The 24,921-nt window shown below is 64.3% G+C and carries 19 protein-coding genes and 1 other RNA gene; 14 read left to right on the top strand and 6 right to left on the bottom strand.

Features of this window, described 5'->3' with window-relative positions:
- Positions 1–10: 10 nt before the first annotated feature.
- Positions 11–5,467 carry an alpha-2-macroglobulin family protein gene (locus tag MUU55_RS12455; RefSeq protein WP_244761083.1) on the bottom strand — a complete coding sequence of 1,819 codons (5,457 nt, stop codon included), beginning with the start codon at positions 5,465–5,467 and terminating at the stop codon, positions 11–13.
- A gap of 502 nt (positions 5,468–5,969) precedes the next feature.
- On the opposite strand from MUU55_RS12455, the gene MUU55_RS12450 reads away from it, so the two are divergent.
- Complete coding sequence (locus tag MUU55_RS12450) at positions 5,970–6,914, top strand: AEC family transporter (RefSeq protein ID WP_244761082.1); 945 nt, start codon at positions 5,970–5,972, stop codon at positions 6,912–6,914.
- Between the two features lie 265 nt (positions 6,915–7,179).
- Here MUU55_RS12450 and MUU55_RS12445 read toward each other — a convergent pair whose 3' ends face one another.
- Positions 7,180–7,914 carry a c-type cytochrome gene (locus tag MUU55_RS12445; protein ID WP_244761081.1) on the bottom strand — a complete coding sequence of 245 codons (735 nt, stop codon included), beginning with the start codon at positions 7,912–7,914 and terminating at the stop codon, positions 7,180–7,182.
- A gap of 151 nt (positions 7,915–8,065) precedes the next feature.
- Between MUU55_RS12445 and MUU55_RS12440 the strand changes: the two genes are divergently transcribed.
- The 3 genes from MUU55_RS12440 (at position 8,066) to MUU55_RS12430 (ending at position 10,031) form a co-directional block, all read left to right on the top strand.
- Entirely contained in the window at positions 8,066–8,821 is a 756-nt protein-coding gene (locus MUU55_RS12440) for a 3-deoxy-manno-octulosonate cytidylyltransferase (RefSeq protein ID WP_244761080.1), read from the top strand.
- A 14-nt stretch (positions 8,822–8,835) separates the two neighbouring features.
- The gene (locus MUU55_RS12435) at positions 8,836–9,687 is read left to right on the top strand and encodes a prephenate dehydratase (RefSeq protein WP_244761079.1); all 852 of its coding nucleotides are present in this window, start codon (positions 8,836–8,838) and stop codon (positions 9,685–9,687) included.
- A 107-nt stretch (positions 9,688–9,794) separates the two neighbouring features.
- Positions 9,795–10,031 (top strand): hypothetical protein, encoded by a 237-nt coding sequence (locus MUU55_RS12430; RefSeq protein ID WP_244761078.1) that lies wholly within the window; start codon positions 9,795–9,797, stop codon positions 10,029–10,031.
- Here the strand turns inward: MUU55_RS12430 and nudC are convergent.
- On the bottom strand, positions 10,028–11,005 hold the full coding sequence (gene nudC, locus MUU55_RS12425; RefSeq protein WP_244761077.1) for an NAD(+) diphosphatase: 978 nt from the start codon (positions 11,003–11,005) through the stop codon (positions 10,028–10,030). The two genes, MUU55_RS12430 and nudC, sit on opposite strands and share 4 nt — an antisense overlap.
- Positions 11,002–11,412, bottom strand: a complete 411-nt coding sequence (locus MUU55_RS12420) for an HIT domain-containing protein (protein WP_244761076.1) — start codon at positions 11,410–11,412, stop codon at positions 11,002–11,004. Before MUU55_RS12420 ends, nudC begins: the two co-directional genes overlap by 4 nt.
- Positions 11,413–11,526: 114 nt before the next feature.
- Between MUU55_RS12420 and ffs the strand changes: the two genes are divergently transcribed.
- The 4 genes from ffs to MUU55_RS12400 all read left to right on the top strand — a co-directional run bounded on the left by ffs (position 11,527) and on the right by MUU55_RS12400 (position 14,560).
- Positions 11,527–11,624, top strand: an RNA gene (gene ffs, locus MUU55_RS12415) — signal recognition particle sRNA small type.
- A 59-nt stretch (positions 11,625–11,683) separates the two neighbouring features.
- The gene (locus tag MUU55_RS12410) at positions 11,684–13,564 is read left to right on the top strand and encodes a DNA polymerase III subunit gamma/tau (protein ID WP_244761075.1); all 1,881 of its coding nucleotides are present in this window, start codon (positions 11,684–11,686) and stop codon (positions 13,562–13,564) included.
- 25 nt (positions 13,565–13,589) lie between these two features.
- On the top strand, positions 13,590–13,913 hold the full coding sequence (locus MUU55_RS12405; protein ID WP_244761074.1) for a YbaB/EbfC family nucleoid-associated protein: 324 nt from the start codon (positions 13,590–13,592) through the stop codon (positions 13,911–13,913).
- A gap of 35 nt (positions 13,914–13,948) precedes the next feature.
- A complete protein-coding gene (locus MUU55_RS12400; RefSeq protein ID WP_244761073.1) occupies positions 13,949–14,560 on the top strand; it encodes a LysE family translocator in 612 nt (203 codons plus the stop codon).
- Here MUU55_RS12400 and MUU55_RS12395 read toward each other — a convergent pair whose 3' ends face one another.
- Positions 14,561–15,172, bottom strand: coding sequence for an MOSC domain-containing protein (locus tag MUU55_RS12395; protein ID WP_244761548.1), 612 nt, complete (start codon positions 15,170–15,172; stop codon positions 14,561–14,563).
- A gap of 55 nt (positions 15,173–15,227) precedes the next feature.
- On the opposite strand from MUU55_RS12395, the gene recR reads away from it, so the two are divergent.
- Positions 15,228–15,833, top strand: coding sequence for a recombination mediator RecR (recR, locus tag MUU55_RS12390; protein WP_117368060.1), 606 nt, complete (start codon positions 15,228–15,230; stop codon positions 15,831–15,833).
- A 29-nt stretch (positions 15,834–15,862) separates the two neighbouring features.
- Positions 15,863–17,098: a lytic murein transglycosylase gene (locus MUU55_RS12385; protein WP_244761547.1), complete on the top strand. Its 1,236-nt coding sequence runs from the start codon at positions 15,863–15,865 to the stop codon at positions 17,096–17,098.
- A gap of 27 nt (positions 17,099–17,125) precedes the next feature.
- Here MUU55_RS12385 and MUU55_RS12380 read toward each other — a convergent pair whose 3' ends face one another.
- Positions 17,126–18,754 carry an MFS transporter gene (locus tag MUU55_RS12380; protein WP_244761072.1) on the bottom strand — a complete coding sequence of 543 codons (1,629 nt, stop codon included), beginning with the start codon at positions 18,752–18,754 and terminating at the stop codon, positions 17,126–17,128.
- A 247-nt stretch (positions 18,755–19,001) separates the two neighbouring features.
- On the opposite strand from MUU55_RS12380, the gene rimP reads away from it, so the two are divergent.
- From rimP to infB, 4 genes are all read left to right on the top strand, one after another.
- Positions 19,002–19,619 carry a ribosome maturation factor RimP gene (gene rimP, locus MUU55_RS12375; RefSeq protein ID WP_244761071.1) on the top strand — a complete coding sequence of 206 codons (618 nt, stop codon included), beginning with the start codon at positions 19,002–19,004 and terminating at the stop codon, positions 19,617–19,619.
- Between the two features lie 116 nt (positions 19,620–19,735).
- A complete protein-coding gene (nusA, locus tag MUU55_RS12370; protein WP_244761070.1) occupies positions 19,736–21,334 on the top strand; it encodes a transcription termination factor NusA in 1,599 nt (532 codons plus the stop codon).
- 77 nt (positions 21,335–21,411) lie between these two features.
- Positions 21,412–22,068, top strand: a complete 657-nt coding sequence (locus MUU55_RS12365; RefSeq protein ID WP_244761069.1) for an RNA-binding protein — start codon at positions 21,412–21,414, stop codon at positions 22,066–22,068.
- A gap of 104 nt (positions 22,069–22,172) precedes the next feature.
- The gene (gene infB, locus MUU55_RS12360) at positions 22,173–24,857 is read left to right on the top strand and encodes a translation initiation factor IF-2 (RefSeq protein ID WP_244761068.1); all 2,685 of its coding nucleotides are present in this window, start codon (positions 22,173–22,175) and stop codon (positions 24,855–24,857) included.
- Positions 24,858–24,921 lie beyond the last annotated feature (64 nt).

Below are 24,921 nucleotides of genomic sequence, written 5' to 3'. Positions count from 1 at the left end.
CCAGAACCCCTTACTCGGCCTTGACGACCTGCATGCGGCCGGTCGCCGTGCGGGCGGAGTATTGCGGACGGTACATGTCCTCCACCTGGGCGGCCGGCAGGTCATAGGTGCCGGGGGTCACGGCTCGCACGACATAGGCGAGCGTCACGTCGCGGTTGTCACCTTCGCTGCGGTTGAAGGCCGCGACGAACCTGTCGTAGCGGAACTCCGTATGCGCGGCTTCCGTCTCGCCGAGCCAGTCGAAATTGGCGAGCTTGGCGCTGTCGACGAGGCTCGGATTGTCGATTTCGAAGCCGGCGGGCAGGAGATCGGTGATGATGATGCGGGACGCCCAGTTGTTGTGCTCCGTCACCTTCAGCACCACCACGTAGCGTTCGTTCTGCTGCGCCTCCGTGACATTCGCCTCCTCGCCGTCGAGCGTGTAGTAGCTGCGCTCGATGGCAAAGCCGTCGCCGCCGGCGGGCAGCGGATCGATGGGGGCCGCGACCGTGGTGAGCACGGCGGAGACCGGTTCGCCGGTGCGGTTGGCGATGGTCAGCGGGTTCTCCAGCAGGGACTTGCCCGTCATCTGTGCGGCATAGCCGCCGTCGCGAGCCGCACCGTTGATTTCAAGCTTCAGGTCCTTGTCGGCATCTTTCACGGAGCGGGCGGCGAGCAGCATCCAGGTCTGTTCCTGCGTGCTGGTCCAGCGCTTGTTCTCCCATTGTTTGGCGACGAGCTTGGAAAGCTCCGGAATGATGCCCGGAACCGGCCTTGCTTCGGCGGCAAGCGCCAAAATCGCGGCACCGTCCCGCAGCGACGAACCGTAGTCGGTGCGGGCGAGGCTGGCGGTCATGATGCTGTCACGCGACAGGCCGAGCGCGTTCGAGAAGATCGTCGTCGCACGCTGGGCATCGCCATAGAGGCCGAGCGCAGCGCCAATCTGTGCGCGGGCGAGCGGCGAGGAGAATTCCGACAGTTTCGTATCGGCATAGTAGCGCAGGTCGCTGATCGCGGCCTTGCGGTTGCGGGCAAGCACATAGAGCGCATAGGCGATCTCGTTGCCCTGGGTGGAGACGTTGACGTCATAGGACAGCGCATTCTGCAGGTTGTTCAGCGCCTGCAGCATGGCCTGTTCCGGCACGTCGAACTTCTGTTCGCGGGCGCGGGTCAGGAAGTCGGTGACGAAGGCATCGAGCCAGAGATCGCCATAGCCCGGACCCCACAGACCAAAGCTGCCTGTGGATGACTGGTTGGCCAGCACGCGGTAGATGGCGTCCTGCACGCGTTTCTGCGTTTCCGTGTCTTCCGGCAGGCCGGACTGCTTGGAAAGCTCGCTGAGGTAAAGCAGCGGCAGGGCGCGGCTCGATGTCTGCTCGGTGCAGCCATAGGGATAGCGGTCGAGGGACATCAGCAATGCCGGGACGTCGAACGCGGCGGCCCGCGACACGCTGAGGCTGACGGAGGCGCCGGCAATCTGGCTGTCGGCCAGCAGCTGGTCGTCGATCGTCAGGCTGCCGTTTGCGGCGATTTCGAGCGGCCGGCGCGTGGTGATCGGCATGGCGGCCGGGCGCACCGGCACGATAAGCGCCTGTTCGAGCGACATGCCGTTGCCGTTGGAGAGCTTGACCGTGACAAGGCCGTCGCCGATCTCGCCGCCGATCAGCGGCAGGGTCAGCGCGGTCTTGCCGCCGGCTTCGAGCGTCACCGTCTGGCTCGCACCGGTCTGTTCGACCATCACGGAGGCATTGTGGGTGATCTCCAGCGTGTAGTCGCCGGACGGCGCATCCGTGTTGGCGATATCGAGGCGCAGGTCCGAACGGTCTCCAGGGGCGAGGAACTTCGGCAGGCTTGCGGTCACGACGACGGGATCGCGGATGACCACGTCCTTCGAGGCGCTGCCGACACCGGTCTTCGTCCAGGCGACGGCCATGACGCGGGCCGTGCCGTTGAACTGCGGAATGTCGAAGCTGACCTTGGCGTTGCCCTCGGCATCGAGCTTCACGGGGCCTGCAAAGAAGGCGACGAGCTTTTCCTTCGGCGGATCGCCCGCAAGCGCGCCTTCGCCGCCGTCGCCACCGGTGCGCAAGCGTCCGGTCGTGCCGAGCGAGCCGTCGATCAGGCGGCCGTAGAGGTCGCGGATTTCCATGCCGAGGCGGCGCTGGCCGAAGTACCAGGTGGCCGGATCGGGCGCTTCGTAGCGGGTGAGGTTGAGAATACCGACATCGACGGCGGCAACCGTGATGTAGGCCTCTTCATTGGCACCGGCGCCGGCGACCTTCAGCGAAATGTCGAGCGGCTGGCGCGGCAGGGTCTTTTCCGGCAGGTCGAGCGAGAGGTTCAGCTTGCGATCCGCCGGATCGACCTTCAGCCAGGTGATGCCGATCGCGCGCATCGGCATGCGGCTTTCCTGGTCGGAGCCGGGGCGGAAGAGTGTTGCGGTAACATAGGAGCCGGGACCCCATTCCTTGGTGACGGGGATGTCGATCTCGCCGCCCTCGGCGCCGATGGCCGCCGTCTGGGTGGCGATCAGGCTTTCGGCGCCGATGGTGACGAGCACCTGGCCGGCATGGCGCGGCGAGACCTTCAGCTTGGCCGTGTCGCCGACCGCATAGTTTTCCTTGTCCAGCGAGATTTCCAGCGCATCCGGCGTTTCCGTCGAGCTTGCGGCAACATACCAGCCGGCATCGAATTCAACGCTGGTGGCGGGACCTTCCGGCTCCGGGCTTTCCACTTCGAGGCGGTAGCGGCCCCAGGTCACGGGCACGGAAATCTTGCCGCCGTCAGCGGTGACGTCGAGCGTGCCATTGGCGATCTGTTTCGTCGACAGCACGGGTTCATAGCGCCACGAGCTACCCTCACGATACCATTGGTAGTTCCGCTCGACGGCGAGCAGCTTCCAGGGCAGGCCCTGCATCGCCTGCCGCTTGCCATCGGCACCGACGGTGATGACGTTGAAATTGGCGACGGTGTTTTCCGAAAGGTCGCCCTTGAACTCCGGCTTCACGCCGATCATCGCGCCTTCCGACTTGACGGGCAGGGTGAGGCTGCGTTCGACGGCGCGGCCTCCTGCCTCCATCATGCGCAGCGTCACGAGCGCTTCGAGCCGCTGGGTGGTGGCGGGCAGATCGGCCACATTGATGTCGAAGGTCGCCTTGCCGTCGTCGTCGAGCACGTCGAGGCCCTCGAGCGGAATGCGGCTTTCCTCGATCGCCTCTTCATCGGCGAGACCGAAGACATAATCGGGATAGGCGGGATCCTGGTGCGTCGGCTTGAGCGCGACGTCGCCCTCGATTTCGAGGCCCGCACCCGGCGCGCCATAGAGATAGCGGCCTTCAACGGAGACGGGAGCGGCAACGCCGGTCTCGACTTCCGTTGCCTCGCTCGTCATGTCGAATTCGATGCGATCGGGCACGAAGTCATCGACGAGGAAGGTCTTTTCGGCAATCGCCGTGCCCTTCGGGTCGGTATAGACCTGCATGGTCCAGGTGCCGCGCATGCTGTTGTCCTGCAGCGGCAGATCGATCGTATGGCCGCCCAGCGATGCACCGTCCGAGACCATGCGGCGGTCTTCCACGCCGTCGGGCCGGTTGAAGACGAAGGTCAGCGGCAGTTTTTCGACGGCATTCGCCTCGATGTCGCGGGCAAGCGCTGCGGCATGCACCGTCTCGCCGGCGCGGTAGATGCCGCGTTCGGTCCAGGCGAGCACGTCGATGGCGCCCGGAGCCGGACGGCCGGTGACGCCGCGGTCGGAGAGATCGAAGCCGGCGCGGGTCATGTCGAGGAACACGAAATCGCCTTCGCCCTTCCTGGCGAGGATGACGGCGGGCGTGTTGGCGGCACTACCGCGCATCAGGCCGGCGGTGAAGGTCGCGCGGCCGTCCGCATCCGTTGTCGCCGTGCCGAGGACCTCGTTGTTCTTGGCGATCAGCTGCAGCTCGACGCCGTCAAGCGGGCCGGCCGTGTCGAGCGAGCGGGCGAAGACGTTGAGACCATCCGTGCCGGCATAGGTGGTGAGGCCGACATCCGAGACGACGAACCATTGCGTCGCCTTGCTGTCCCACTCGTTGCTGCGACCGTTCGTTGCCGCGGTGGTCAGCACGTAGACGCCGGGCTTGCGCTGCGGCAAGGCCTCATCGACCGGGAAGCTGGTGACGACGTCCTTGTTCAGTTCCGGCGAAATCTCGATCTTGCCCTGCCAGACGAGTTCGCCGTTGTCGTTCTCGATGCGGCTGGCGGAATATCCGTCGAGCTGCGTGAGGAAGCGGCTTTCAGACAGGAGGCCGGCAATGGCGCGGTCGCCGACGCGGTAGAGCTTCAGGTCGGCGCTGTCGGTGTTGACGGACACGATCGGGATGCCGCGGCGAACGCTGCCGGGCAGCACGAAGCCGTCACCGGTGAAGCGCACCATGGCGGCGCGGTCCTGCACGTAGATATCGAGATCCGAGGCGGCGGCCAGCGGCTCGTCAACGGAGGACGGCAGGCCGGCGCGGAACGTGATCTTGTAGCGCTGGCCGTGGTTCAGCCCCTCGACGCAGATCTGTCGGTCCTTCGCCTCGATGGCCTTGGGTGCCGCGCCGTCGAGCGTGACGAAGGAGGCGTAGTCGGCGCCGGACTTTACCAGCGGCTCGGAGAATTCCACGCAGGCGCGCGGTGTCGCGCTGTCCGAATCGATCGTGTGATTGACGATGCGGAAGCCCTGGCGCGCTTGCAGGCCGAGATAGGCCGAGCGGACGGCGACGTCATCCTTCAGGTCGAGGCTCGCCTTGTAGGCGTTGATGCCGGCGCGGTAGTTGCTCGACTTGTCGAGCGTGTCACCGAGTACCGCGAGCGCCCGCGCCCGTGTCTCGGTGGTGCGCGACAGCTGGTAGGCGTTGATCGCGGCAAGTGCGCCCTGCCCGGCGAGATAGCTGTTGTTATAGGCGCGGCCCATCGATTCGGCCGTCTCGATCCAGAGGAAATAATCGTCCGGCGCTAGCGACAGCGCACCGCGATAGGCAGCGAGTGCTTGGTCGAAGCGGCTCGACGCCGTCTCGATGCGGCCGAGCGAGGCGAGGCTTTCCGCACCCTGGCCGGCCTGATCGGCGGCGAGCGCGAGATTGTCGCGGAACGAGCGGGCGTCGGTCAGCATGTATTCGCTGATGAAGGACATGGCGGGTGCCGCGCCGATATCAGCGGCCGTGTCGGCTTTCAGGATCTTGCCGGCGATCGCGCCCTGGAAATGGTTGAGCTGGTTGAAGTCGCTCTTCAGGAAGCACCACTTCACCTTGGGATTGTAGGTGAAGGCGCGGCAGGAGAGGTCGTCGACGCAATCGCTCTTGCACTGGTCGAGAGTCACGTCCTGTACGGTGCGCAGGTCGAAGCCGAAATAGTCGCTGTTCTCGGTCGTGACGACGGAGCGCGTCTCTTCGGCCTGGGCCGGCAGGGGTGGTGAGGCGATCACGGAAAGAAGAAGTGCCGAGAAACCCAGGAATGCGCGTTTAGACATGAAGTCCTCCTACCGCTGCCGTCTCGTTGCCGCCGCCACTGTCTGGACCCCGGGCCGGCTTGTCAATCGAAAGAGAGACGCCGGTGGAGGTCGCAAAGGGCAAGGCACATGGAACCACGGGAAAGACGTTTGAGGTCGCCGGTTCAATCGCTGGTATCGCGATTTTTTTTACCGAGCGCCGCGTTAACCTTTTGTTAACCATATCGGGGCAGACTTCATCTCATCGACGGACGGTTCTGTCATACCCCTGTAACAGGTGGCCGGTAGAACCCTCGTCAGACACGAAAGTCGTGTTTCGAACCGCAGTGACCACGGATGTACTGGCACAGCGCGAAACACTTCCCCGGCCATGCCGGGATGAGGAAGCGGGGGGATAACCCTCGCTTTTTTCATTTGTGCGCCTTCCGGCGGTATCGCGCTGGACCCCTCCCGGCGATTGCTCTACCCATGACGTTATCTTGAGACGGTGCGCGCCGCCGTCTGCTTCATGCCCGGAATGATCATGTCCGACGTCGCCCTCAACGTTCTTCCCGTCTTCGCGCTCATTCTCATCGGCTGGCTTCTCGTCCGCACCGGCTATCTCCGGGAGGAACTGGGGGAGGGGCTTGGCGAGTTCGTCTTCCGCGTCGCCGTGCCGCTCCTGCTGTTCCGCACCATCGCGGAGGCCGAATTTGCCGGTGAAGCGCCGTGGCGCATCTGGGTCGCCTATTTCGGCGGTGTGGCCGTCACCTGGACGGTGGCGCATCTCATCGCGACGATCGGCTTCAAGCGCGACCGGCGTATCGGCGTGCTGGCCGGCGTCTCCGCCGGTTTCGCCAACACGGTCTTCATCGGCCTGCCGCTCGTGGCGCGGGTCGTCGGGCAGGACGGTCTCGTCGCGATCTCGGTCCTGCTCTCGGTGCATCTGCCGACCATGATGATCGCCGGCACGATCCTAATGGAGCGGGCGGAACGCAAGGAAGGCACGCGCGAGCCACAGAGTTTTGCCAGCCTGCTGCTCGGCATCGGCAAGAGCCTCGTGCGCAACCCGCTGGTTATCGGTCTGGCGCTCGGTGCCGTGTTTCACATCGCCGGTATCCCGCTCGTCGGGCCGGTCAAGATCGTGGTCGACCAGATCGCGGCCATGGCGGCACCGGCGGCCCTGGTCTCGATCGGCATGGCACTCAACAAGTACAAGGTCGGCGGCAATGCCGGCATCGCACTCGCTATGACCGGCCTCAAGCTGGTGATGCTGCCCGGATGCGTCTATATCGCCTGCCGCCTGCTCGGCCTCAGTCCGGAATGGACGGCGGCCATGGTGCTCACCTCGTCCGTGCCGACGGGCGTCAATGCCTGGTTGCTCGCCAATCATTTCGGCGTCGGTCACGGCCTCGCGTCTTCGACCATCACGATCACGACGGCGCTCGGCGTGTTCACGGTGTCCTTCTGGGCCTGGCTGTTAGGGTGAAGGTCTTTGCCGGCAGGGTGCGCTGGCGCCAACGGCTGGACGTTCCATGAACAATGCTACGCCACGAACAGCGTCACACCTATCCTCCGTCATGCTCGGGCTTGACCCGAGCATCCATCTGACGCCTTCACTTGCCGCGTGGATCCTCGGGTCAAGCCTGAGGATGACTTGGAGGGGAGGCAAGGGAGAGGAGATGAACTCCACCTCCTAGCAACAAAAAACCCGGCACGAAGGCCGGGTTTTCGGTGTGCTGGCAGCTGCTCTTTTACTGAGCGGCCGGCTGTTCGGTCGTGGTGCCCTGCGTCGTGCCTTCGGCCGGGGCGGCACCCTCGGTCGTGGTCGTTGCAGCGCCGCCTTCAGCAGGCTTTGCTTCTTCGGTCGTCGTGGCGGCCGCGCCGCCTTCAGCCGGAGCCGCGCCGTCCGTACCGGTTGCGGCAGCGCCCTCGGCCGACGGGGTCGGCAGAGCAGCCGGGTTGTCGGAAAGTGTGCGCAGATACGCGATCAGGTTGGCGCGCTCATCTTCCTTCTTGAGGCCGGCGAAGCCCATGGCGGTGCCCGGGACGTGCTTCTTGGGCGCTTCGAGGAAGAAGTTCAGGTGATCGAAGTCCCAGACGATCTTATGCCCCTCGGAGAAGGTGGTCATGCCGGCGGAATAGCTGAAGCCCTCATGCGAGGCGATCGGGCGGTTCACGATGTCCCAGAGACCGGGTCCGACCTTGTTCGGTCCGCCCTTCTCCGAGGTGTGACAGCTCGCACATTTCTTGAAGACGGTTTCACCGGCACCCGCATCGGCGCTGGCCAGCAGGGTAGCGATCGGCGTGGCCTTGGCAGCTTCACCGCCGCCGGCTTCTTCGCCACCGGCTTCCTCGGCGACAATCGCAAAACCTTCCTTCTCGGGATGGCCCGAATGGAAAATGCCTTCAGAAGCGATCGACACGGACATCAGTACGAAGACGGTGCCGAGCAGGGCACCCACGCCCATGTTCACATAAGAGTTCATCCAAACGCTCCCCTAGCGACTGGCGGACATGACACTGCCAGTCTTGAAATCGCGCGGAACCTATGTCTTTTGCTGCTTCGTTGCAACAGTGATTGTAGCCCCCGCACTGAGACTTTTTGACACTTTTCCAGGGGGTTTTGAAGGGCCTGCGATGAATTCCGCCAATTTTGACAAGACCCTCGTGCTCATTCCGGCCCGCATGGCCTCGACCCGGCTTCCGGGCAAGCCGCTCGCCGATATTGCCGGCCTGCCGATGATTGTTCAGGTCGCGCGTCGCGCCGCCGCCGCCGATGTCGGACGCGTCGTCGTTGCGGTGGATGACCAGGCGGTCTTCGATGCCGTCGTGGCGGCAGGTTTCGAGGCGGTCATGACGCGGATCGATCACCAATCCGGTTCCGACCGCATCTACGAGGCGCTGACGGCGAGCGATCCGGAAGGCCGCGCCGAGGTGATCATCAACGTCCAGGGCGACCTGCCGACCATCGATCCCGAGACGATCCGCGCGGCATTGCGTCCACTGGAGAACGCATCGACCGATATCGCTACGCTGACGACGGAAATCCGCGACGAGCACGAGAAGACCAATCCGAACGTCGTGAAGGTCGTCGGTTCGCCGATTGGCGAAAACCGGCTGCGTGCACTCTATTTCACGCGCGCGACGGCGCCGCACGGCAATGGCCCGCTCTACCATCACATCGGGCTCTATGCCTATCGCCGCAAGGCGCTTGAAGCCTTCGTTGCGCTCACGCCGTCGACGCTGGAAAAGCGGGAATCGCTGGAGCAGCTCCGGGCGCTCGAAGCCGGCATGCGTATCGATGTCGAGATCGTTGACACGGTTCCGCTCGGTGTCGATACTCAAGCCGACCTCGAAAAGGCCCGCGCCATGCTCGCGGCCAACCCCATCTGACACGGATTTCTGCCATGATCATGAAGACCAACCGCATCGCCTTCCAGGGCGAGTTCGGCGCCAATTCCGATATGGCGAGCCGCGACATGTTTCCGACGATGGATCCGCTGCCCTGCCAGACGTTCGAGGATGCGCTGCTGGCCGTCGAGAACGGCGATGCCGATCTCGGCATGATCCCGATCGAGAACACGATCGCCGGCCGCGTGGCCGACATTCACCATCTCCTGCCGGAATCGCGTCTGCATATCGTCGGCGAATATTTCATGCCGATACGCTTCCAGCTCATGGTGCTGCCCGGCGTCACCAAGGAGGAGGTGCGCACGGTCCACAGCCATATCCATGCGCTCGGCCAGTGCCGCAAGATCGTGCGGCTCAATGGCTGGAAGCCCGTTATCGCTGGCGATACGGCGGGTGCCGCAAAGCTCGTCTCGGAGACCGGCGATCGCTCGATGGCGGCGCTCGCGCCCCGCCTTGCCGCTGATCTCTACGGCCTGTCGATCATCGCGGAAAATGTCGAGGATACCGAAAGCAACGTCACGCGTTTCGTCGTCCTGTCACGGGAGCCTGTCGTTGCAGAGCGTGTCGAGGACGAAATCATCGTCACGACCTTCATCTTCAACGTGCGCAACATCCCGGCCGCCCTCTACAAGGCGCTCGGCGGCTTTGCGACGAACGGCATCAACATGACGAAGCTCGAAAGCTACCAGATCGGCGGCACCTTCACGGCGACGCAGTTCTATGCCGATATCGAGGGGCATCCCGACGATCCGCATGTGCGCCGCGCGCTCGACGAACTGCGGTTCTTCTCGGAGAAGGTGCGCATCCTCGGCACCTACCGGGCGCACCCGATGCGCAGCGCCTTCTGAGCACGCGGTTTCCGTCCGGAGTTATAGCGGGCAAGGAACTTGACGATTGTCAGGCGGCGCGGAACCGCGCCGCCGAGGAGGCATTTCCCCGATGAAAGGAGATGCCCATGCGTACGATCACTTACATCACGATCATGGTCTCGATGATGGTGAATGCCGTCATCTTCGGCGTCGGCACCATCACGATCCTGACGGTTCCCGCCCTCAATGACGAGGCCAAATACCTGATCCCGGCCTGGACTGTCGCGACCTTCCTCGTCAGCCCGATCATTGCCCGCTTCATTGCGCCAAGCCTGCGCCTGCGCGCGCATCCGGGCGACCAGCCGCATTTCGGCTGGCGCTAGCCGATCTTCCAGTCCAGCCAGTCGCGCATCAGCCGGTGCGCGATGGCGCCCTTCGGCGGCGGCGTGGTGGTGCCGGGCGCCGTGCCTGACATGGCGCTGCGTTCGATCATCTCGGCCGTCTCGGCGCGGGTGAACCAGCGGCAGTCCTCCAGCTCCGTCTCGTCGCGGCGGATATCGAAGGAGATCGCCTCGGCATAGCAGCCGATCATCAGGGAATGCGGCATCGGCCAGGGCTGCGAGGCGTGGTAACGCACGCGGCCGACCTTGATGCCGGATTCTTCCAATGTCTCGCGGCGCACCGTGTGCTCGATCGTCTCGCCGGGTTCCAGGAAGCCGGCGAGGCAGGAATACATGCCCGGCTGGAAATGCGGCGAGCGCCCGAGCAGGCAGAGATCCCGCTCGATATCGATGACCAGCATAATGGCGACCGGGTCGGTGCGCGGGAAGGTCGTATGGTTGCAGGCCTCGCAGACACGGCGATAGCCGCCGATCTCCGAGCGGGTCGGCGAACCGCATTTGCCGCAGAAGCGGTTGTTGCCGTTCCAGGTCATCAGGCTGGAGGCCTGGGCGAACTGGCCAAGTAGGTCGTCGTCGAGCATCTGCTGGCGATAGAGCGTGCGCCCGTCTGTGGCCTTCAACGGCTCCTGCAGCGTGTCGGGATCGGCCCGCACGGGGATGGCGAGCCGCGGCTCGCCGTTCCGGAGATAGCCGAGCAGGATGGATTCGTCCGGGATCGGATCGAGTTCGGCAAGCTCGTAGGGCGCGAAGAGTGGATCGATGATCTTCTCGTCATGCTTGACGACGAGTTTGCCGCCAGCAATCGCGAAAGCATGCACGTTGTCCGCCTTGAAGGCCTGTTCCAGGCAATCGGCAGCGCGGTGTTCGGATTGGCGGTCGAGCGTGTTTTCCGCAAAGGCCACCATGGTGCTGGGTTCCGCATGCGGGCGGTAGAGATCGAAAAGCGATGGCTTCATGGGGTCATTGCGTCCAAAAGCTTGGCTGAAAAGGCCTTGGTTTCCTCGGCCGAGCGCGGCTCGGCGGTGCCGAAGCCCCAGACGGGGCCGGGCCAGTTGGGATCGCCCTCGCTGCGGGCGATGACATGAACATGAAGCTGGCGCACGATATTGCCGAGCGCGCCGGTATTGATCTTCGTGGCCCCCGTCACGCTCTTCAGCGCCTCGGCGACGAGCGTGGTCTCGAAGGTCAGCATGGTCTGGTCGAGCGGCGTGAGGTCGAAGATTTCGCTGACATCGGGGCGCTGCGGCACCAGAACCAGCCAGGGCCAGCGGCTGTCCTTCATCAGGCGCAGTTCGCACAGGCCGATCTTCGTCAGGAGATCGCTGTCGCGCGCCAGCCGGTCGTCGGGTCGAAAATCGCTCATCGGGCTCTCCCGCATGCTGTTATCAACGATTCATGCCATGCGTCCGTTTTCCCTCCAACAGTTTTTTGTAAGCCGCGCTTGCATTCGGATGGAATATTGCCGATATGGGGGACGGGAGGTTGGTGGTGGACGAGCCACTCGCCAACCGGGTCAGGTCCGGAAGGAAGCAGCCCCAACGAGCTCCGGCACGGGTCATCGTGCCAGCCTCCCACCTTACCGTCCTGCTTCTGGCCGTCCTGTCGGGACAGACATTTGAATAACGGCAGGGTCGATGAGCGACGAAACATCCAAACCGTCCACCGAAAAGCCCGCCGCCTATCGCGTTCTCGCGCGAAAGTATCGGCCGAAGGATTTCTCGGATCTCATGGTCGGCCAGGAGCCGATGGTTCGCACGCTCACCAATGCGTTCGAGACCGGCCGTATCGCCCAGGCCTATATGCTGACGGGTGTCCGCGGCGTCGGCAAGACGACGACCGCCCGCATCCTCGCCCGCGCGCTGAACTACAAGACCCCAGAGATCGACAAGCCGACGATCGACCTTCGTATCCCCGGCGAACATTGCCAGGCGATCATGGAAGGCCGCCATGTCGACGTCATCGAGATGGACGCCGCCTCCCATACGGGTATCGATGACATCAGGGAGATCATCGAGCAGGTGCGCTATCGCCCGGTCTCGGCGCGCTACAAAGTCTACATCATCGACGAAGTGCACATGCTCTCGACGCAGGCCTTCAACGGCCTGTTGAAGACGCTCGAAGAGCCGCCGGAGCATGTGAAGTTCATCTTCGCGACGACGGAAATCCGTAAAGTTCCGATCACCGTCCTGTCGCGCTGCCAACGTTTCGACCTGCGCCGCATCGGCGCGTCGGATCTCGTCGGCCTGTTCACCACCATTCTCGGCAAGGAAGGCGTCGAGTTCGAGCCGGATGCGCTCGCCATGGTCGCCCGCGCCGCCGAAGGCTCGGCGCGCGACGGCCTGTCGCTGCTCGACCAGGCGATCGCGCACGGTGCCGGCCGTGTCGAGGTGAATGCCGTGCGCTCGATGCTCGGCCTTGCCGACCGCGCCCGCATCGTCGATCTCTTCGAGCATATCGTGAAGGGCGATGCCGCTGCAGCCCTTGCCGAATTCGCCGCGCAATACGAGGCGGGAGCCAGCCCCTCCGTCGTGCTGACGGACCTTGCCGATTTCACTCATCTCGTCACCCGCATGAAATATGTGCCGGATGCCGCGGGCGACCAGTCGCTGAGCGAGGTCGAGCGCGTGCGCGGCGTCGAGTTCGCCAATTCCATCGCGGTCACGGCGCTGTCGCGCATGTGGCAGATGCTGCTCAAGGGCATCCCGGAAACCGAGGCCTCCAGCCGCCCGGCCGGCGCCGCCGAGATGGTCATCATCCGCCTTGCCCATGCGGCGAACCTTCCCTCGCCGGAAGACGCCGCGCGCCGGCTTGCCGACCTCACCAGCGGTGACGGCGGCGGCAATGGTTTTCGCGCGCCACAATCGGGCGGCAACGGTGGCCAGCCCTCGGCGCAGGCTTCCGTCTCCGCCGTTGCGCGCCAGCCGGATCAGCCGATGCGGGCCCAGGCGGGCGGCGGTACCGTCACCATGCTGCGCCCCGTGCCGCAGGCTGAGCCTGCCGCACAGCCGGTCGGCCGGGTCGAGACCGCGCCCGCTGTCCAGCCGGCCGCCGCGCCAAAAGTCCCCGTCAATTCGATTTCTGACGTCGCCGATCTCTGCACCAAGAACCGCGATATCCGCCTCAGGGCGCTGGTGCGCGCCTTCGTGCGGCCGGTCAGCGTCGAGCCGGGCAAGCTGGAAATCAGCCTGACCGACGACGCGCCGAAATCGCTGGTCGCCGACCTGTCGAACCGGCTTCAGGAATGGACGGGCCAGCGCTGGCTGGTCATCCTGTCGCGGGAAGCCGGTGGTCCCACGCTCTCCGAAGCCGAGACGATGGCGCAGGAGGCCCGCGTGGCCGATGCGCGCCAGGATCCCGATGTTGCAGCCATCCTGCAGCGTTTCCCCGGCGCCAAGATCACCGACGTGCGCATCAAGGTGCAGGAGGCCGAAGACGAGGCCGAGACTGTCGAGGTCGCGGCCGCAGCGGAATCCGCCGAGGGCGATATCCTGCCCGGCGACGACATCGAACATTAATATCAAGAGATAAGAGGAGAGGCCGATGCGCGACATCATGGGCATGATGGGCAAGGTCAAGGAAATGCAGGCCAAAATGGAGAAGATGCAGGAGGAAGTCGCTGCGCTTGAGGTGAACGGCTCTTCCGGTGGCGGCATGGTTTCCGTCACGCTCGATGGCAAGGGCAACCTCAAGGGCCTAAAGATCGATCCCTCGCTCTTCAAGGAAGACGACGTCGAAATCCTCGAGGACCTGATCGTGGCTGCCCACAAGGATGCCAAGGACAAGGCCGAGGCCGAAACCGCCGAGCGCACCAAGGCGCTGACTGCGGGCCTGCCGATCCCGCCCGGCTTCAAACTGCCGTTCTGATCCTGTAGGGTCGAGGCTCCCGAGGAGGATTTCCGATGAGCCTGATGACCCTGCTTGTCTTTGCCGGTGCGCTGATGATGGCGGCCGGTTCGCCCGGTCCGAGCATCGCGGCACTCGTCGCCCGCGTACTGTCGCGCGGGCCGAAGGATGTGTTGCCCTTCCTCGCCGCCATGTGGATCGGCGAGGGCGTCTGGCTCACCTTCGCCGTGCTCGGCCTTGCGGCGATTGCGGAAACCTTCCATGCCGCCTTCGTTGTCATCAAGTGGCTTGGCGTGGCCTATCTGCTCTATCTGGCCTGGAAGATGTGGTTCGCGCCGACTGACACCGGTGAGGAGGCGCTGCCCGAGGCACGCTCCGCCGCCAAGCTGTTCTTCGCCGGGCTGACGGTGACGCTCGGCAATCCCAAGATCATGATGTTCTATGTGGCGCTGCTGCCCGCCATCATCGATCTCGGCGCCGTCACGCTGGTCGGCTGGGCCGAGCTGGTCGTGACGATGTTCGTCGTGCTCGTGGCGATCGATCTCGCCTGGGTCTTCCTCGCCTCGCGCGCCCGCCTGTTTCTGAAGAGCCCGCGCGCCGTGCGCATCGCCAACCGGCTCAGCGCCGGCACCATGGCAGGTGCCGCGGCGGCGATCGCCGCGCGCTGATCAGCCGGTCAGCGCCGCGCGCAGCTTGTCGCTGATGGGCGCGGCGAGATAGCGGATGCGGTCGTCCTCGGAAATGTTCTTGCCGTAGGTGCGCAGGAGTTCCGGCATGGTGACGGGATCGCCGTGGAAGGGCGTATAGGTCACGGCATCGCCCGCCTGCACGACGCCGTCGCGTAGAACCCGGCAGTAAAAACCCGGCCGGCCCGCCTGCATGAAGCGGCGTGCGAAACCGGGATCGCCCATTTTCGCCGTCAGCGTGTTGCAGGGAATACGTGTCGAGGTTACCTCTAGAAGCACGCTCTGTGTCTCGAACCGGTCGCCGACGGAAACGCTGCGGCTATCGATGCCCTCGATCACGAGGTTCTCGCCCAGCGTGCCGGGCTCGATGCTGCGGCCAAGTTCCTTCGACCACCAATCGAGATCCATGGAGCCGAGGCCGTAGACGGCCTGTTCCGGACCGCCGTGGTGCTTGCGGTTGCAGATGGCATCGCCCAGAAGCCCTTCGCGGTCGACGACGAGGGCCGCATCGGTCGGTACCTTGAAAATGCCGGTCTTGTAGCTTTTGCCGGGAACAGGGCGGGCAACGCCGGTGCACACCGCGAGGATTTTGATCAAGCGTCGATCTCCAAAGATTCCGTTTCCTCCTGATATGGGCTAGATAGCGGCAATGGCAAAACGAGTCACCGGCCCCGAAATCGAAAAACTCATCCAGCTCCTGGCCAAGGTGCCGGGGCTTGGGCCGCGCTCGGCGCGGCGTGCGGCGCTGCATCTCGTCAAGAAGAAGGATCAGCTGCTCGGCCCGCTCGCCGATGCGATGGGCGAAGCGCATCGCAAGGTGCGCATCTGCTCCTGCTGCGGCAATGTCGATACCAGCGATCCCTGCACGGTTTGCACGGATGTGCGCCGCGACCATGCGATGATCATCGTCGTCGAGGACGTTTCCGACCTCTGGGCGCTGGAACGCGCCGGCGCGATGAACGCGGCCTATCATGTTCTCGGCGGCACGCTCTCGCCGCTCGATGGCGTCGGCCCCGACGATCTCAACATCCGCGGCCTCGTCGACCGGGTGGCGAAAGGCGGTGTGCGCGAACTGATCATCGCCGTCAACGCCACCGTCGAGGGGCAGACGACGGCGCATTACATCACCGACCAGCTCTCCGGCCTCGACGTGAAGATCACGCGGCTTGCCCATGGCGTGCCCGTTGGCGGCGAGCTCGATTATCTCGACGAGGGCACATTGACGGCTGCGCTTCGCGCCCGCACCGCGATCTGAGGAGACCCATTTTGAGCATTCGCAAAACCTTGAAGGCCTCCGTCGGCATCGCCCTGTTTACTCTCGCTTTCGCCCTTCCTGCGGCGGCCGCGTCCAAGGCGGAGGTCGAAAAGATGTTCCGGACCTGGATCGACAGGGATCTCTGGCCGGCGGCGAAGAAGACCGGCGTCACCGAAAAGACCTTTCGTGCGGCGATGGAGGGCGTGACGCTCAACTGGGACCTGCCCGATCTCGTGCCGCCCGGCTCCAAGCCGAAGAAGGGGCAGGCGCAGAGCCAAGCGGAGTTCTCCTCGCCGGGCGCCTATTTCTCCGAAAAGCGCCTGCAAGGATTGGCGGGAACGGGGCGGAGCCTCGCCAAGACGCATGCTTCGACGTTGCGCAAGATCGAGCAGAAATTCGGTGTTCCCGGCGAGATCGTCGTCGCCGTCTGGGGCCGGGAATCGGGCTTCGGCAGTGCGAAGATCCCCTATTCGGCCGTCGAGGTGCTGGCAACGAAGGCCTTCATGTCGACGCGCAAGGATCTCTTCCGCAAGGAGCTGATCGCTGCGCTGCATATCGTCGATGGCGGTGACCGCACGATGGCGCAGCTGAAGGGCTCGTGGGCCGGTGCGCTCGGCCAGCCGCAGTTCATGCCGACCAGCTACCTGCAATATGCCGTCGATTTCGACGGCGACGGCGTGCGCGATATCTGGGGCTCGGTGCCGGACAGCCTGGCGTCGATTGCCAACTATCTCGCCAAGAAGGGCTGGCAGGCTGGCCGGAGCTGGGGCTATGAGGTCTCCATTCCCGATGGCGTGTCCTGCGCGCAGGAGGGGCCCGATCTCGCCAAGCCGATCTCGGCCTGGGCGGCGACGGGCATCAAGCGCATTTCGGGCAAAGGTTTTTCGGGCGGCGAGGCCAAGGCGTCCGGCATGATGCTTGTTCCGGCTGGCACGCATGGCCCGGAATTCATCGTCACGCCGAATTTCTATGTGCTCAAGGAATACAACAACTCAGACCTCTACGCGCTCTTCCTCGGCAATCTCGCAGACCGCATCGCCTATGGCGGTGGCGCATTCCAGGGTCCGTGGGGCGATGTCGGGAAAATGCTGCGCTCGGATGTGTTGGCCATGCAAAAAGCGTTGGTCGCCAAGGGCTATGATGTCGGCAAAGTCGATGGCCTGCCGGGCTACAAGACCCGCCGCTCGCTGGGCGACTGGCAGGCCAAGAGCGGCCTTGCGCCGACCTGCTATCCAGATGCCTCGCTGAAGTCGAAGCTGCGCTAAAGAAGTACGCAGCGGTTTCCCTTCCGTTTAGTGCATATCCACCTGCCGCTTGAACCGTTCGTATTCGTGCGGAACAATGGTCTGCCGCTCGATCATGCGGTGGACGCGCGGATCCTCCGCGCCGCTGTGCAGCTGGCGGAGCTTCTCGCCGTTGGCCGCATCGGCATGGGTGCGGCGCTGGTTGTGGCGGACATATTCCACCCAGGTCGGCACGTGATAGGTCTCGGTCCAGATCGTCGGGTTTTCGAGATCGCGCATCAGCGCCCATTGGCCCGCGCCGTCGCGAATGCGGATGCGCCGCCGCTCGGTCATCGCTTCTAGGAATTCGGGAATGTCGCCCTCGGCGATCTGGTAGTCGATGAGGATGACGATCGGGCCGCTACGCGGTTTCAGGTCGAGCGGCAGGTCCGGCTCACTGAAGCGGTTGAGCGGATCGACATTGAGGCTCTGCAGTTCGGGAAGGGCATAGCGCAGGCCGAGTGCCGCACCGGCGATCATAGCGACGGCGGAGGCCAGAAGGGCGGTCTGCGCGCCGTGCGTGTCGGCGGTCGTACCCCAGATCCAGCTGCCGGCGGCGATGCCGCCGAAAGTGGTGGTCTGGTACAGCGAGAGCGCGCGGGCCACGACCCAGCGGGGTGTGGAGAGCTGCACCGTGGTGTTGAACAGCGAGAGCGCCAGAACCCAGGATGCGCCGGCAATCAGCAGCACGGCACCTGTCAGGACCGCCGTGCTGCTGATTGCCGAAACGGACGCGCTCACGGCAAAGCCGGCAAAGGCCATGCGGGCGATTGTCTCGCTGGTCAAGCGCTCGCGCAGTCGTTCGTTCATCAAGGCTCCGCCGATGGCGCCGAGGCCGAAACAGCCGAGCAGGAGACCGAAGGTGAGCGGCCCGCCCTTGACCAGGTCGCGGGCGATCAGCGGCAAAAGCGAGAGGATGGAGCTCGTCGCCAGGCCAAAGGCGAAGCCGCGCAGCAATACCTTGCCGATGTTCGGTGACATCGAAACGTAGCGCAGGCCGGCAGAGACGGCGCGGCCGAAATCCTCGCGCGGAAGCGTGCGTGCCGACAGATTGGGTTTCCAGCGAAAGAGGGCGAAGAGCAGGGCGAAGTAACTGCACGCATTGACGGCAAAGGCCGCAGCCGCACCGGCAGCAGCGACGATGATGCCGCCGATGGCCGGGCCGATGGAACGGGTGAGGTTGAAGCCCATGCTGTTGAGCGACACGGCGGCGGGCAGATCCTCGCGCGGCACCATGTCGCCGACGGATGCCTGCCAGGCCGGGTTGTTCAGCGCCACGCCGCAGCCGAGCAGGAAGGTAAAGGTGAGAAGCAACCAGGGCGTGATGATGCCGTACCACGTACAGAGGGTCAGTCCGACGGCGACGACCAGCATGAAGCTCTGGGCTGTCAGCATCAGCTTGCGTCGGTCGAAATTGTCGGCGAGCGCCCCGGCGGCGACGGAAAAAAGCATGATCGGCAGCGAGGTCGAGGCCTGTACCAGTGCAACCATGTTGGCGGAAGAGGAGATCGAAGCCATCATCCAGGCGGCGCCGACGGATTGGATGAGCCCGCCGAAATTGGAGATCAGGCTCGCCGCCCAGATCAGCCGAAAGGTTTCGTTTCGGAAAGGAGCGAGGGGGGATTTCCGGTCCGGCACGGTAGGGCACTCATTCTCGACGCAGTGATCTCTTGCAATCTAGTCCAAAGAACAAAAGCGGCAAGGCGATGACGTGCAAATCGCCCGCCCACAGGCGCATTTGGGCCCGACCTTGCATTTATGACAAACCCGGTCTATATCACCCACAAATTCTTGATCGTCAGATGAAGAGTGGGCCCGCAAGGACCCGCTCTTTTTTGTTGCCGCGATCAGGTGCATGATAACGACCATCCCGGGAGGGCATGTCATGTCCGACACGACCCAGACAGAAAATGTGGCGATCGAGCCGCGCCTGATCGTCGAGACCGGCCTCGACCGCCGCGTTGCCGACATCATCGAGCCGACCATCGAGCAGATCGGCTACCAGCTGGTGCGCGTTCGCCTATCGGCGCAGAACGGCGCGACGCTGCAGATCATGTGCGAGCGTCCCGACGGCACCATGACCGTCGAAGACTGCGAGGCCGTCTCGATGGCCGTCTCGCCGGTGCTCGACGTTGAGGATCCGATCGACAAGGCGTATCATCTCGAAGTGTCGTCGCCCGGTATCGACCGGCCGATGGTGCGCAAGTCGGATTTTTCGCGCTGGACCGGTCATCTGCTGAAATGCGAGACCTCGATCCTCGTCGAAAGCCGCAAGCGCTTCCGCGGCAAGATCGTCGCCGCCGACGAAAACGGTTTCACGCTGGAGCGGGACCAGCCTGCTCCCGGCGAAGCGCCGACGGTCGTCATTCCCTTCACGGCGCTTGCCGAGGGCCGACTGATCCTGACCGACGAGCTGATCCGCGACGCGCTGGCCGCCGACAAGAAGGCGAAGGCCGCGCAGGCCGCCAATCAGAACGACGAAGACGGCGGCGACGAAGAATAAGTAAGTGAGTGCGTTTCGCCCGGAACGGCGGAACGGAGAGGACGGAACCGGAGCGGCCTAGCCGCTCCAGACAGGCCGGCGGCAAAGCCCCGGCTCGACCATGGAGACCTGAGACAATGGCAGTCAGTGCGAACCGGCTTGAGCTTCTGCAGATCGCGGATGCCGTGGCCCGTGAAAAGGTCATCGACCGCGAGATCGTGCTTGCCGCGATGGCAGATGCCATCCAGAAGGCAGCCCGCTCGCGTTACGGCACGGAATCCAACATTCGCGCCGACATCAATTCCAAGACCGGCGAAATCCGCCTCCAGCGTCTGCTCGAGGTCGTCGATGTCGCCGAAGACTACGGCACCCAGATCCCGCTGGAGCTTGCCCGCGATCGCAACCCGGACGCCAAGCTCGGCGACTTCATCGCCGATCCGCTGCCGCCGATGGATTTCGGTCGCATCGCCGCGCAGTCGGCCAAGCAGGTCATCGTGCAGAAGGTGCGCGAAGCCGAGCGTGACCGCCAGTTCGACGAATACAAGGACCGCATCGGCGAGATCGTCAACGGCACGGTCAAGCGCGTCGAATACGGCAACGTCATCGTCGACCTCGGCCGTGGCGAAGGCATCATCCGCCGCGACGAGATGATCCCGCGCGAAAACATGCGCTACGGCGACCGTGTCCGCGCCTTCGTCTACGACGTGCGCCGCGAGCAGCGCGGCCCGCAGATTTTCCTGTCGCGTACCCATCCGCAGTTCATGGTGAAGCTCTTCACCATGGAAGTGCCTGAAATCTACGACGGCGTCATCCAGATCAAGTCGGTTGCCCGTGATCCGGGTTCGCGCGCCAAGATCGCCGTCATCTCCAACGACTCGTCGATCGATCCGGTCGGCGCCTGTGTCGGTATGCGCGGTTCGCGCGTCCAGGCCGTCGTCGGCGAGCTGCAGGGTGAAAAGATCGACATCATTCCGTGGTCGCAGGATCCGGCGTCGTTCATCGTCAACGCCCTTCAGCCGGCTGAGGTCGCCAAGGTCGTTCTCGACGAAGATGCCGAGCGCATCGAAGTCGTCGTTCCCGACGAGCAGCTGTCGCTGGCCATCGGCCGCCGTGGCCAGAACGTGCGCCTCGCCTCGCAGCTAACGGGCTGGGATATCGACATCCTCACGGAAGCCGAAGAGTCCGAGCGCCGCCAGAAGGAATTCAACGAGCGCACCAACCTCTTCATGGAATCGCTCGACGTCGACGAAATGGTCGGTCAGGTGCTGGCTTCCGAAGGCTTCGCGGCCGTGGAAGAACTGGCCTATGTCGATCTCGACGAAATCGCCTCGATCGATGGTTTCGACGAAGACACGGCGCAGGAACTCCAGACCCGCGCCCGCGAACATCTCGACCGCCTCGAAGCGGCGATGGACGCCAAGCGCAAGGAACTCGGCGTTTCCGACGAGCTGCGCCAGATCGACGGCCTGACGAGCCAGATGCTTGTCGCGCTCGGCGAAGACGGCATCAAGACGATGGAAGACTTCGCCGGCTGCGCCGCCGACGATCTCGTCGGCTGGTCGGAGCGCAAGGACGGCGAGACGAAGAAGTTCGAGGGTCTGTTCTCGAAGTTCGAAGTCTCCCGCGCCGAAGCCGAAGCCATGGTCGTTCAGGCGCGCCTTGCGGCCGGCTGGATCACCGAAGAGGACTTGGCAAAGGAAGAGCCGGTCGTCGAGGGTGGCGAACAGGACGCCTGATCGGCGTCCTTCAAACATAGACATGTCGCCCGCTGAATTTTGCACAGCGGTTTGCGTTGGCAAGAGCGGAAACCTATATGGGCAAGAAGGACGAGGACGGCGTGAACGACCGCATGTGCATCGTGACGCGCGAAAAGGGCGAGGCGGATGATCTGATCCGCTTCGTCGCAGGTCCCGACGGCAGCGTCGTGCCGGACCTGAAGCGTCAACTCCCCGGACGCGGATGCTGGGTAAAGGCCGAGCGGGCGATCGTCGACAAGGCGGTTGCCAAGAAGCTTTTCGGGCGTGCGCTGAAGACGGACGTGAAGGCCGGCCCTGAATTGGGCGCCGAGGTGGACAGGCTGATCGCCGTCCAGCTCGGCGGCATGATGAACATGGCGCGCAAGGCGGGCCAGTTCATCACGGGCTCCTCGAAGGTCGACCAGGCCGTGCGCGCGCTTGCAGCCCTTGCCGTCTTCCATGCGACGGATGCGGCGGCCGACGGGGTCAGGAAAATAGACCAGGCGCGGAAGGCTTCGAGCTTTCTCACCGATGACGAAACGGAAATACCCTCCTTCAGGCTCTTTTCGGAGAGCGAATTGGAGGGCCTTTTGGGAAGTAATGCTTTTATCCATGCCGCAGCGCTTGCAGGGCAGGCGGGTGAGGGTGTAGTGAAGCGCGCAATCATGCTCGAGAAATACCGGGGCGACAGCCAAATGATGGCACAGGGTGGCGCTCGCCAGACAAACCAATGACGCGGTTACCGGCATTCGGCCGGCCGAAATCGCATTGGATGAACACATTTGAACGACAGGGTCTGGTGATACGCATCCGGCTCTGATCTTAGGAACGGAACGGAATGACCGACAACGAAGACGACAAGACGATCAATGTGGCTGGCAAGAAGACCCTTAGCCTGAAGCCCTCGGGGGTTCAGCAGGGAACCGTGCGCCAGGACATGGGTCGTGGCCGCACCAAGGCCGTCGTGGTCGAGACCCGCACGAAGCGCCACTTCAGCCGTCCGGGTGAAGAGCGCCAGGCATCGGCGCCCGCGGCACCCGTGCAGCGCCAGCCGGAGCCGCAGCAGACGCGTCCCGCGCCGCAGCCTTCGCGCCCTGTACAGCAGCCGTCGCGCCCGGTGCACCAGCAACCCTCCCGCCCGGTCGAGCAGAACCGTCCGCGCGGCGTGGTGCTGAACCAGCTTTCGCCTGACGAAGTCGAGGCCCGTCGCCGCGCGCTTGCAGAAGCGCAGATCCGCGACGCTGCCGAAGCCCGCCAGCGCGCCGAGGACGAAGCCCGCCGCAAGGTCGAGGACGAGGCCCGCCGCGTTGCCGAGGAAGAAGCCCGTCTCGTCCGCGAGAAGGAAGAGGCAGAACGCCGTGCCGCCGAGGCCGCCGCTCCCGCGCCCGTCGTGGAAGAGGTTGTCGCGCAGCCGGTGGCAAAGCCTGCTCCGGCCGCCGCCGAAGCTCGCCCGCAGCCCGGCCGCACGCCGGCGCCCGCTCCGGCTTCCACGCCGGTCGCCGGCCGCCGTCGCGAAAACGACGAGGACGATGACAAGCGTCCGCGTGGTGGTGCACCTGCAAACCGCGGCGCCGTCAAGCGCCCGGAACCGGCAAAGGCTCCCGCCCGTCCGAAGGCCGATGACGGCCGCCGCCAGGGCAAGCTGACGCTGACGACCGCTTCGAGCGACGAGGACGGCGCGCAGCGCGGTCGTTCGCTTTCGGCCATGCGTCGCCGCCAGGAGAAGTTCAAGCGCTCGATGATGCAGGAAACCCGCGAAAAGGTTGTTCGCGAAGTCATTCTGCCGGAGACCATCACCATTCAGGAACTGTCGCAGCGCATGTCCGAACGCGCCGTCGACGTCATCAAGTACCTGATGAAAGAAGGCCAGATGATGAAGCCCGGCGATCTGATCGACGCCGATCTGGCTGAACTCATCGCCGGCGAATTCGGTCACACCGTCAAGCGTGTTTCGGAATCCGACGTTGAAGAAGGCATCTTCAACGTTGCCGACGATGCCGGCGATCTGGAAAGCCGTCCGCCGATCGTGACCATCATGGGCCACGTCGACCACGGCAAGACCTCGCTGCTCGACGCGATCCGCAAGGCCAACGTGGTCGCCGGCGAAGCCGGTGGCATCACGCAGCATATCGGCGCCTACCAGGTCGAGCACAACGGTCACAAGATCACCTTCATCGACACCCCAGGCCACGCGGCGTTCACTGCCATGCGTGCCCGTGGTGCGCAGGCGACGGATATCGCGATCCTCGTGGTCGCGGCCGACGACAGCGTGATGCCGCAGACGATCGAGTCCATCAATCACGCCAAGGCGGCGGGTGTTCCGATCATCGTGGCGATCAACAAGATCGACAAGCACGAAGCCGACCCGCAGAAGGTGCGCAACCAACTCCTCCAGCACGAGGTCTTCGTCGAATCCATGGGCGGTGAAACGCTCGACGTGGAAGTGTCGGCCAAGAACCGCCTCAACCTCGACAAGCTGCTCGAAGCCGTGCTGCTGCAGGCCGAAATCCTCGACCTCAAGGCAAATCCGGACCGTACGGCAGAAGGCGTCGTCGTCGAAGCCCAGCTCGACCGCGGTCGCGGCGCCGTCGCCACCGTTCTCGTGCAGACAGGCACGCTGAAACCCGGCCAGATCATCGTGGCCGGCGACCAGTGGGGCCGTGTGCGCGCGCTCGTCAACGACAAGGGCGAACACGTCAAGGAAGCCAGCCCCTCCATGCCGGTCGAAATCCTCGGCCTGTCGGGCACCCCGGCTGCCGGTGACAAGTTCGCCGTTGTCGAGAACGAAAGCCGCGCCCGCGAGATCTCGGAATACCGCCAGCGTCTCGCCCGCGAGAAGCAGGTGGCACGCCAGGCCGGTTCGCGCGGTTCGCTCGAACAGATGATGAGCCAGCTGCAGAACACCGGTCTCAAGGAGTTCCCGCTGCTCATCAAGGGCGACGTGCAGGGCTCGATCGAAGCCATTGCCGGTGCCCTCGAAAAGCTCGGCACGGACGAAGTCCGCGCCCGCATCGTTCACTCGGGCGCCGGTGGTATCACCGAATCCGATATCTCGCTGGCCGAAGCCTCGAACGCCGCCATCATCGGCTTCAACGTTCGTGCCAACGCCCAGGCCCGTACGGCCGCCGAGCGTGCCGGTCTCGAAATCCGCTACTACAACATCATCTACGATCTGGTGGATGACGTGAAGGCAGCGATGTCGGGTCTGCTCTCGCCGGAGCGCCGCGAAACCTTCCTCGGCAATGCCGAAATCCTCGAGGTGTTCAACATCACGAAGGTCGGCAAGGTCGCGGGTTGCCGCGTCATCGAAGGCAAGGTCGAGCGTGGTGCGGGCGTCCGCCTCGTGCGCGACAACGTCGTCATCCACGAAGGCAAGCTCAAGACGCTCAAGCGCTTCAAAGACGAAGTGTCCGAGGTGCCGATGGGCCAGGAATGCGGCATGGCCTTCGAGAACTACGAAGACATCCGCGCCGGCGACACGATCGAGTGCTTCCGCGTGGAGCACATCACCCGCACGCTGTAAGCGTCCGGCGATCCGAACATCGTGCGAGCGCCGGACCATTTCGGCGCTCGCATTTTTTTGAAGG

The organism is Shinella curvata (genome assembly GCF_022899935.1).
Lineage (GTDB): Bacteria > Pseudomonadota > Alphaproteobacteria > Rhizobiales > Rhizobiaceae > Shinella > Shinella curvata.
This window is presented reverse-complemented; position numbering and strand designations above follow the sequence as displayed.

Bases quoted from the DNA above. Each gene is read 5' to 3' on its own strand.
- MUU55_RS12455 (WP_244761083.1), bottom strand. From the start codon at position 5,467: ATGTCTAAACGCGCATTCCTGGGTTTCTCGGCACTTCTTCTTTCCGTG.
- MUU55_RS12450 (WP_244761082.1), top strand. From the start codon at position 5,970: ATGTCCGACGTCGCCCTCAACGTTCTTCCCGTCTTCGCGCTCATTCTC.
- MUU55_RS12445 (WP_244761081.1), bottom strand. From the start codon at position 7,914: ATGAACTCTTATGTGAACATGGGCGTGGGTGCCCTGCTCGGCACCGTC.
- MUU55_RS12440 (WP_244761080.1), top strand. From the start codon at position 8,066: ATGAATTCCGCCAATTTTGACAAGACCCTCGTGCTCATTCCGGCCCGC.
- MUU55_RS12435 (WP_244761079.1), top strand. From the start codon at position 8,836: ATGATCATGAAGACCAACCGCATCGCCTTCCAGGGCGAGTTCGGCGCC.
- MUU55_RS12430 (WP_244761078.1), top strand. From the start codon at position 9,795: ATGCGTACGATCACTTACATCACGATCATGGTCTCGATGATGGTGAAT.
- nudC (WP_244761077.1), bottom strand. From the start codon at position 11,005: ATGAAGCCATCGCTTTTCGATCTCTACCGCCCGCATGCGGAACCCAGC.
- MUU55_RS12420 (WP_244761076.1), bottom strand. From the start codon at position 11,412: ATGAGCGATTTTCGACCCGACGACCGGCTGGCGCGCGACAGCGATCTC.
- MUU55_RS12410 (WP_244761075.1), top strand. From the start codon at position 11,684: ATGAGCGACGAAACATCCAAACCGTCCACCGAAAAGCCCGCCGCCTAT.
- MUU55_RS12405 (WP_244761074.1), top strand. From the start codon at position 13,590: ATGCGCGACATCATGGGCATGATGGGCAAGGTCAAGGAAATGCAGGCC.
- MUU55_RS12400 (WP_244761073.1), top strand. From the start codon at position 13,949: ATGAGCCTGATGACCCTGCTTGTCTTTGCCGGTGCGCTGATGATGGCG.
- recR (WP_117368060.1), top strand. From the start codon at position 15,228: ATGGCAAAACGAGTCACCGGCCCCGAAATCGAAAAACTCATCCAGCTC.
- rimP (WP_244761071.1), top strand. From the start codon at position 19,002: ATGTCCGACACGACCCAGACAGAAAATGTGGCGATCGAGCCGCGCCTG.
- nusA (WP_244761070.1), top strand. From the start codon at position 19,736: ATGGCAGTCAGTGCGAACCGGCTTGAGCTTCTGCAGATCGCGGATGCC.
- MUU55_RS12365 (WP_244761069.1), top strand. From the start codon at position 21,412: ATGGGCAAGAAGGACGAGGACGGCGTGAACGACCGCATGTGCATCGTG.
- infB (WP_244761068.1), top strand. From the start codon at position 22,173: ATGACCGACAACGAAGACGACAAGACGATCAATGTGGCTGGCAAGAAG.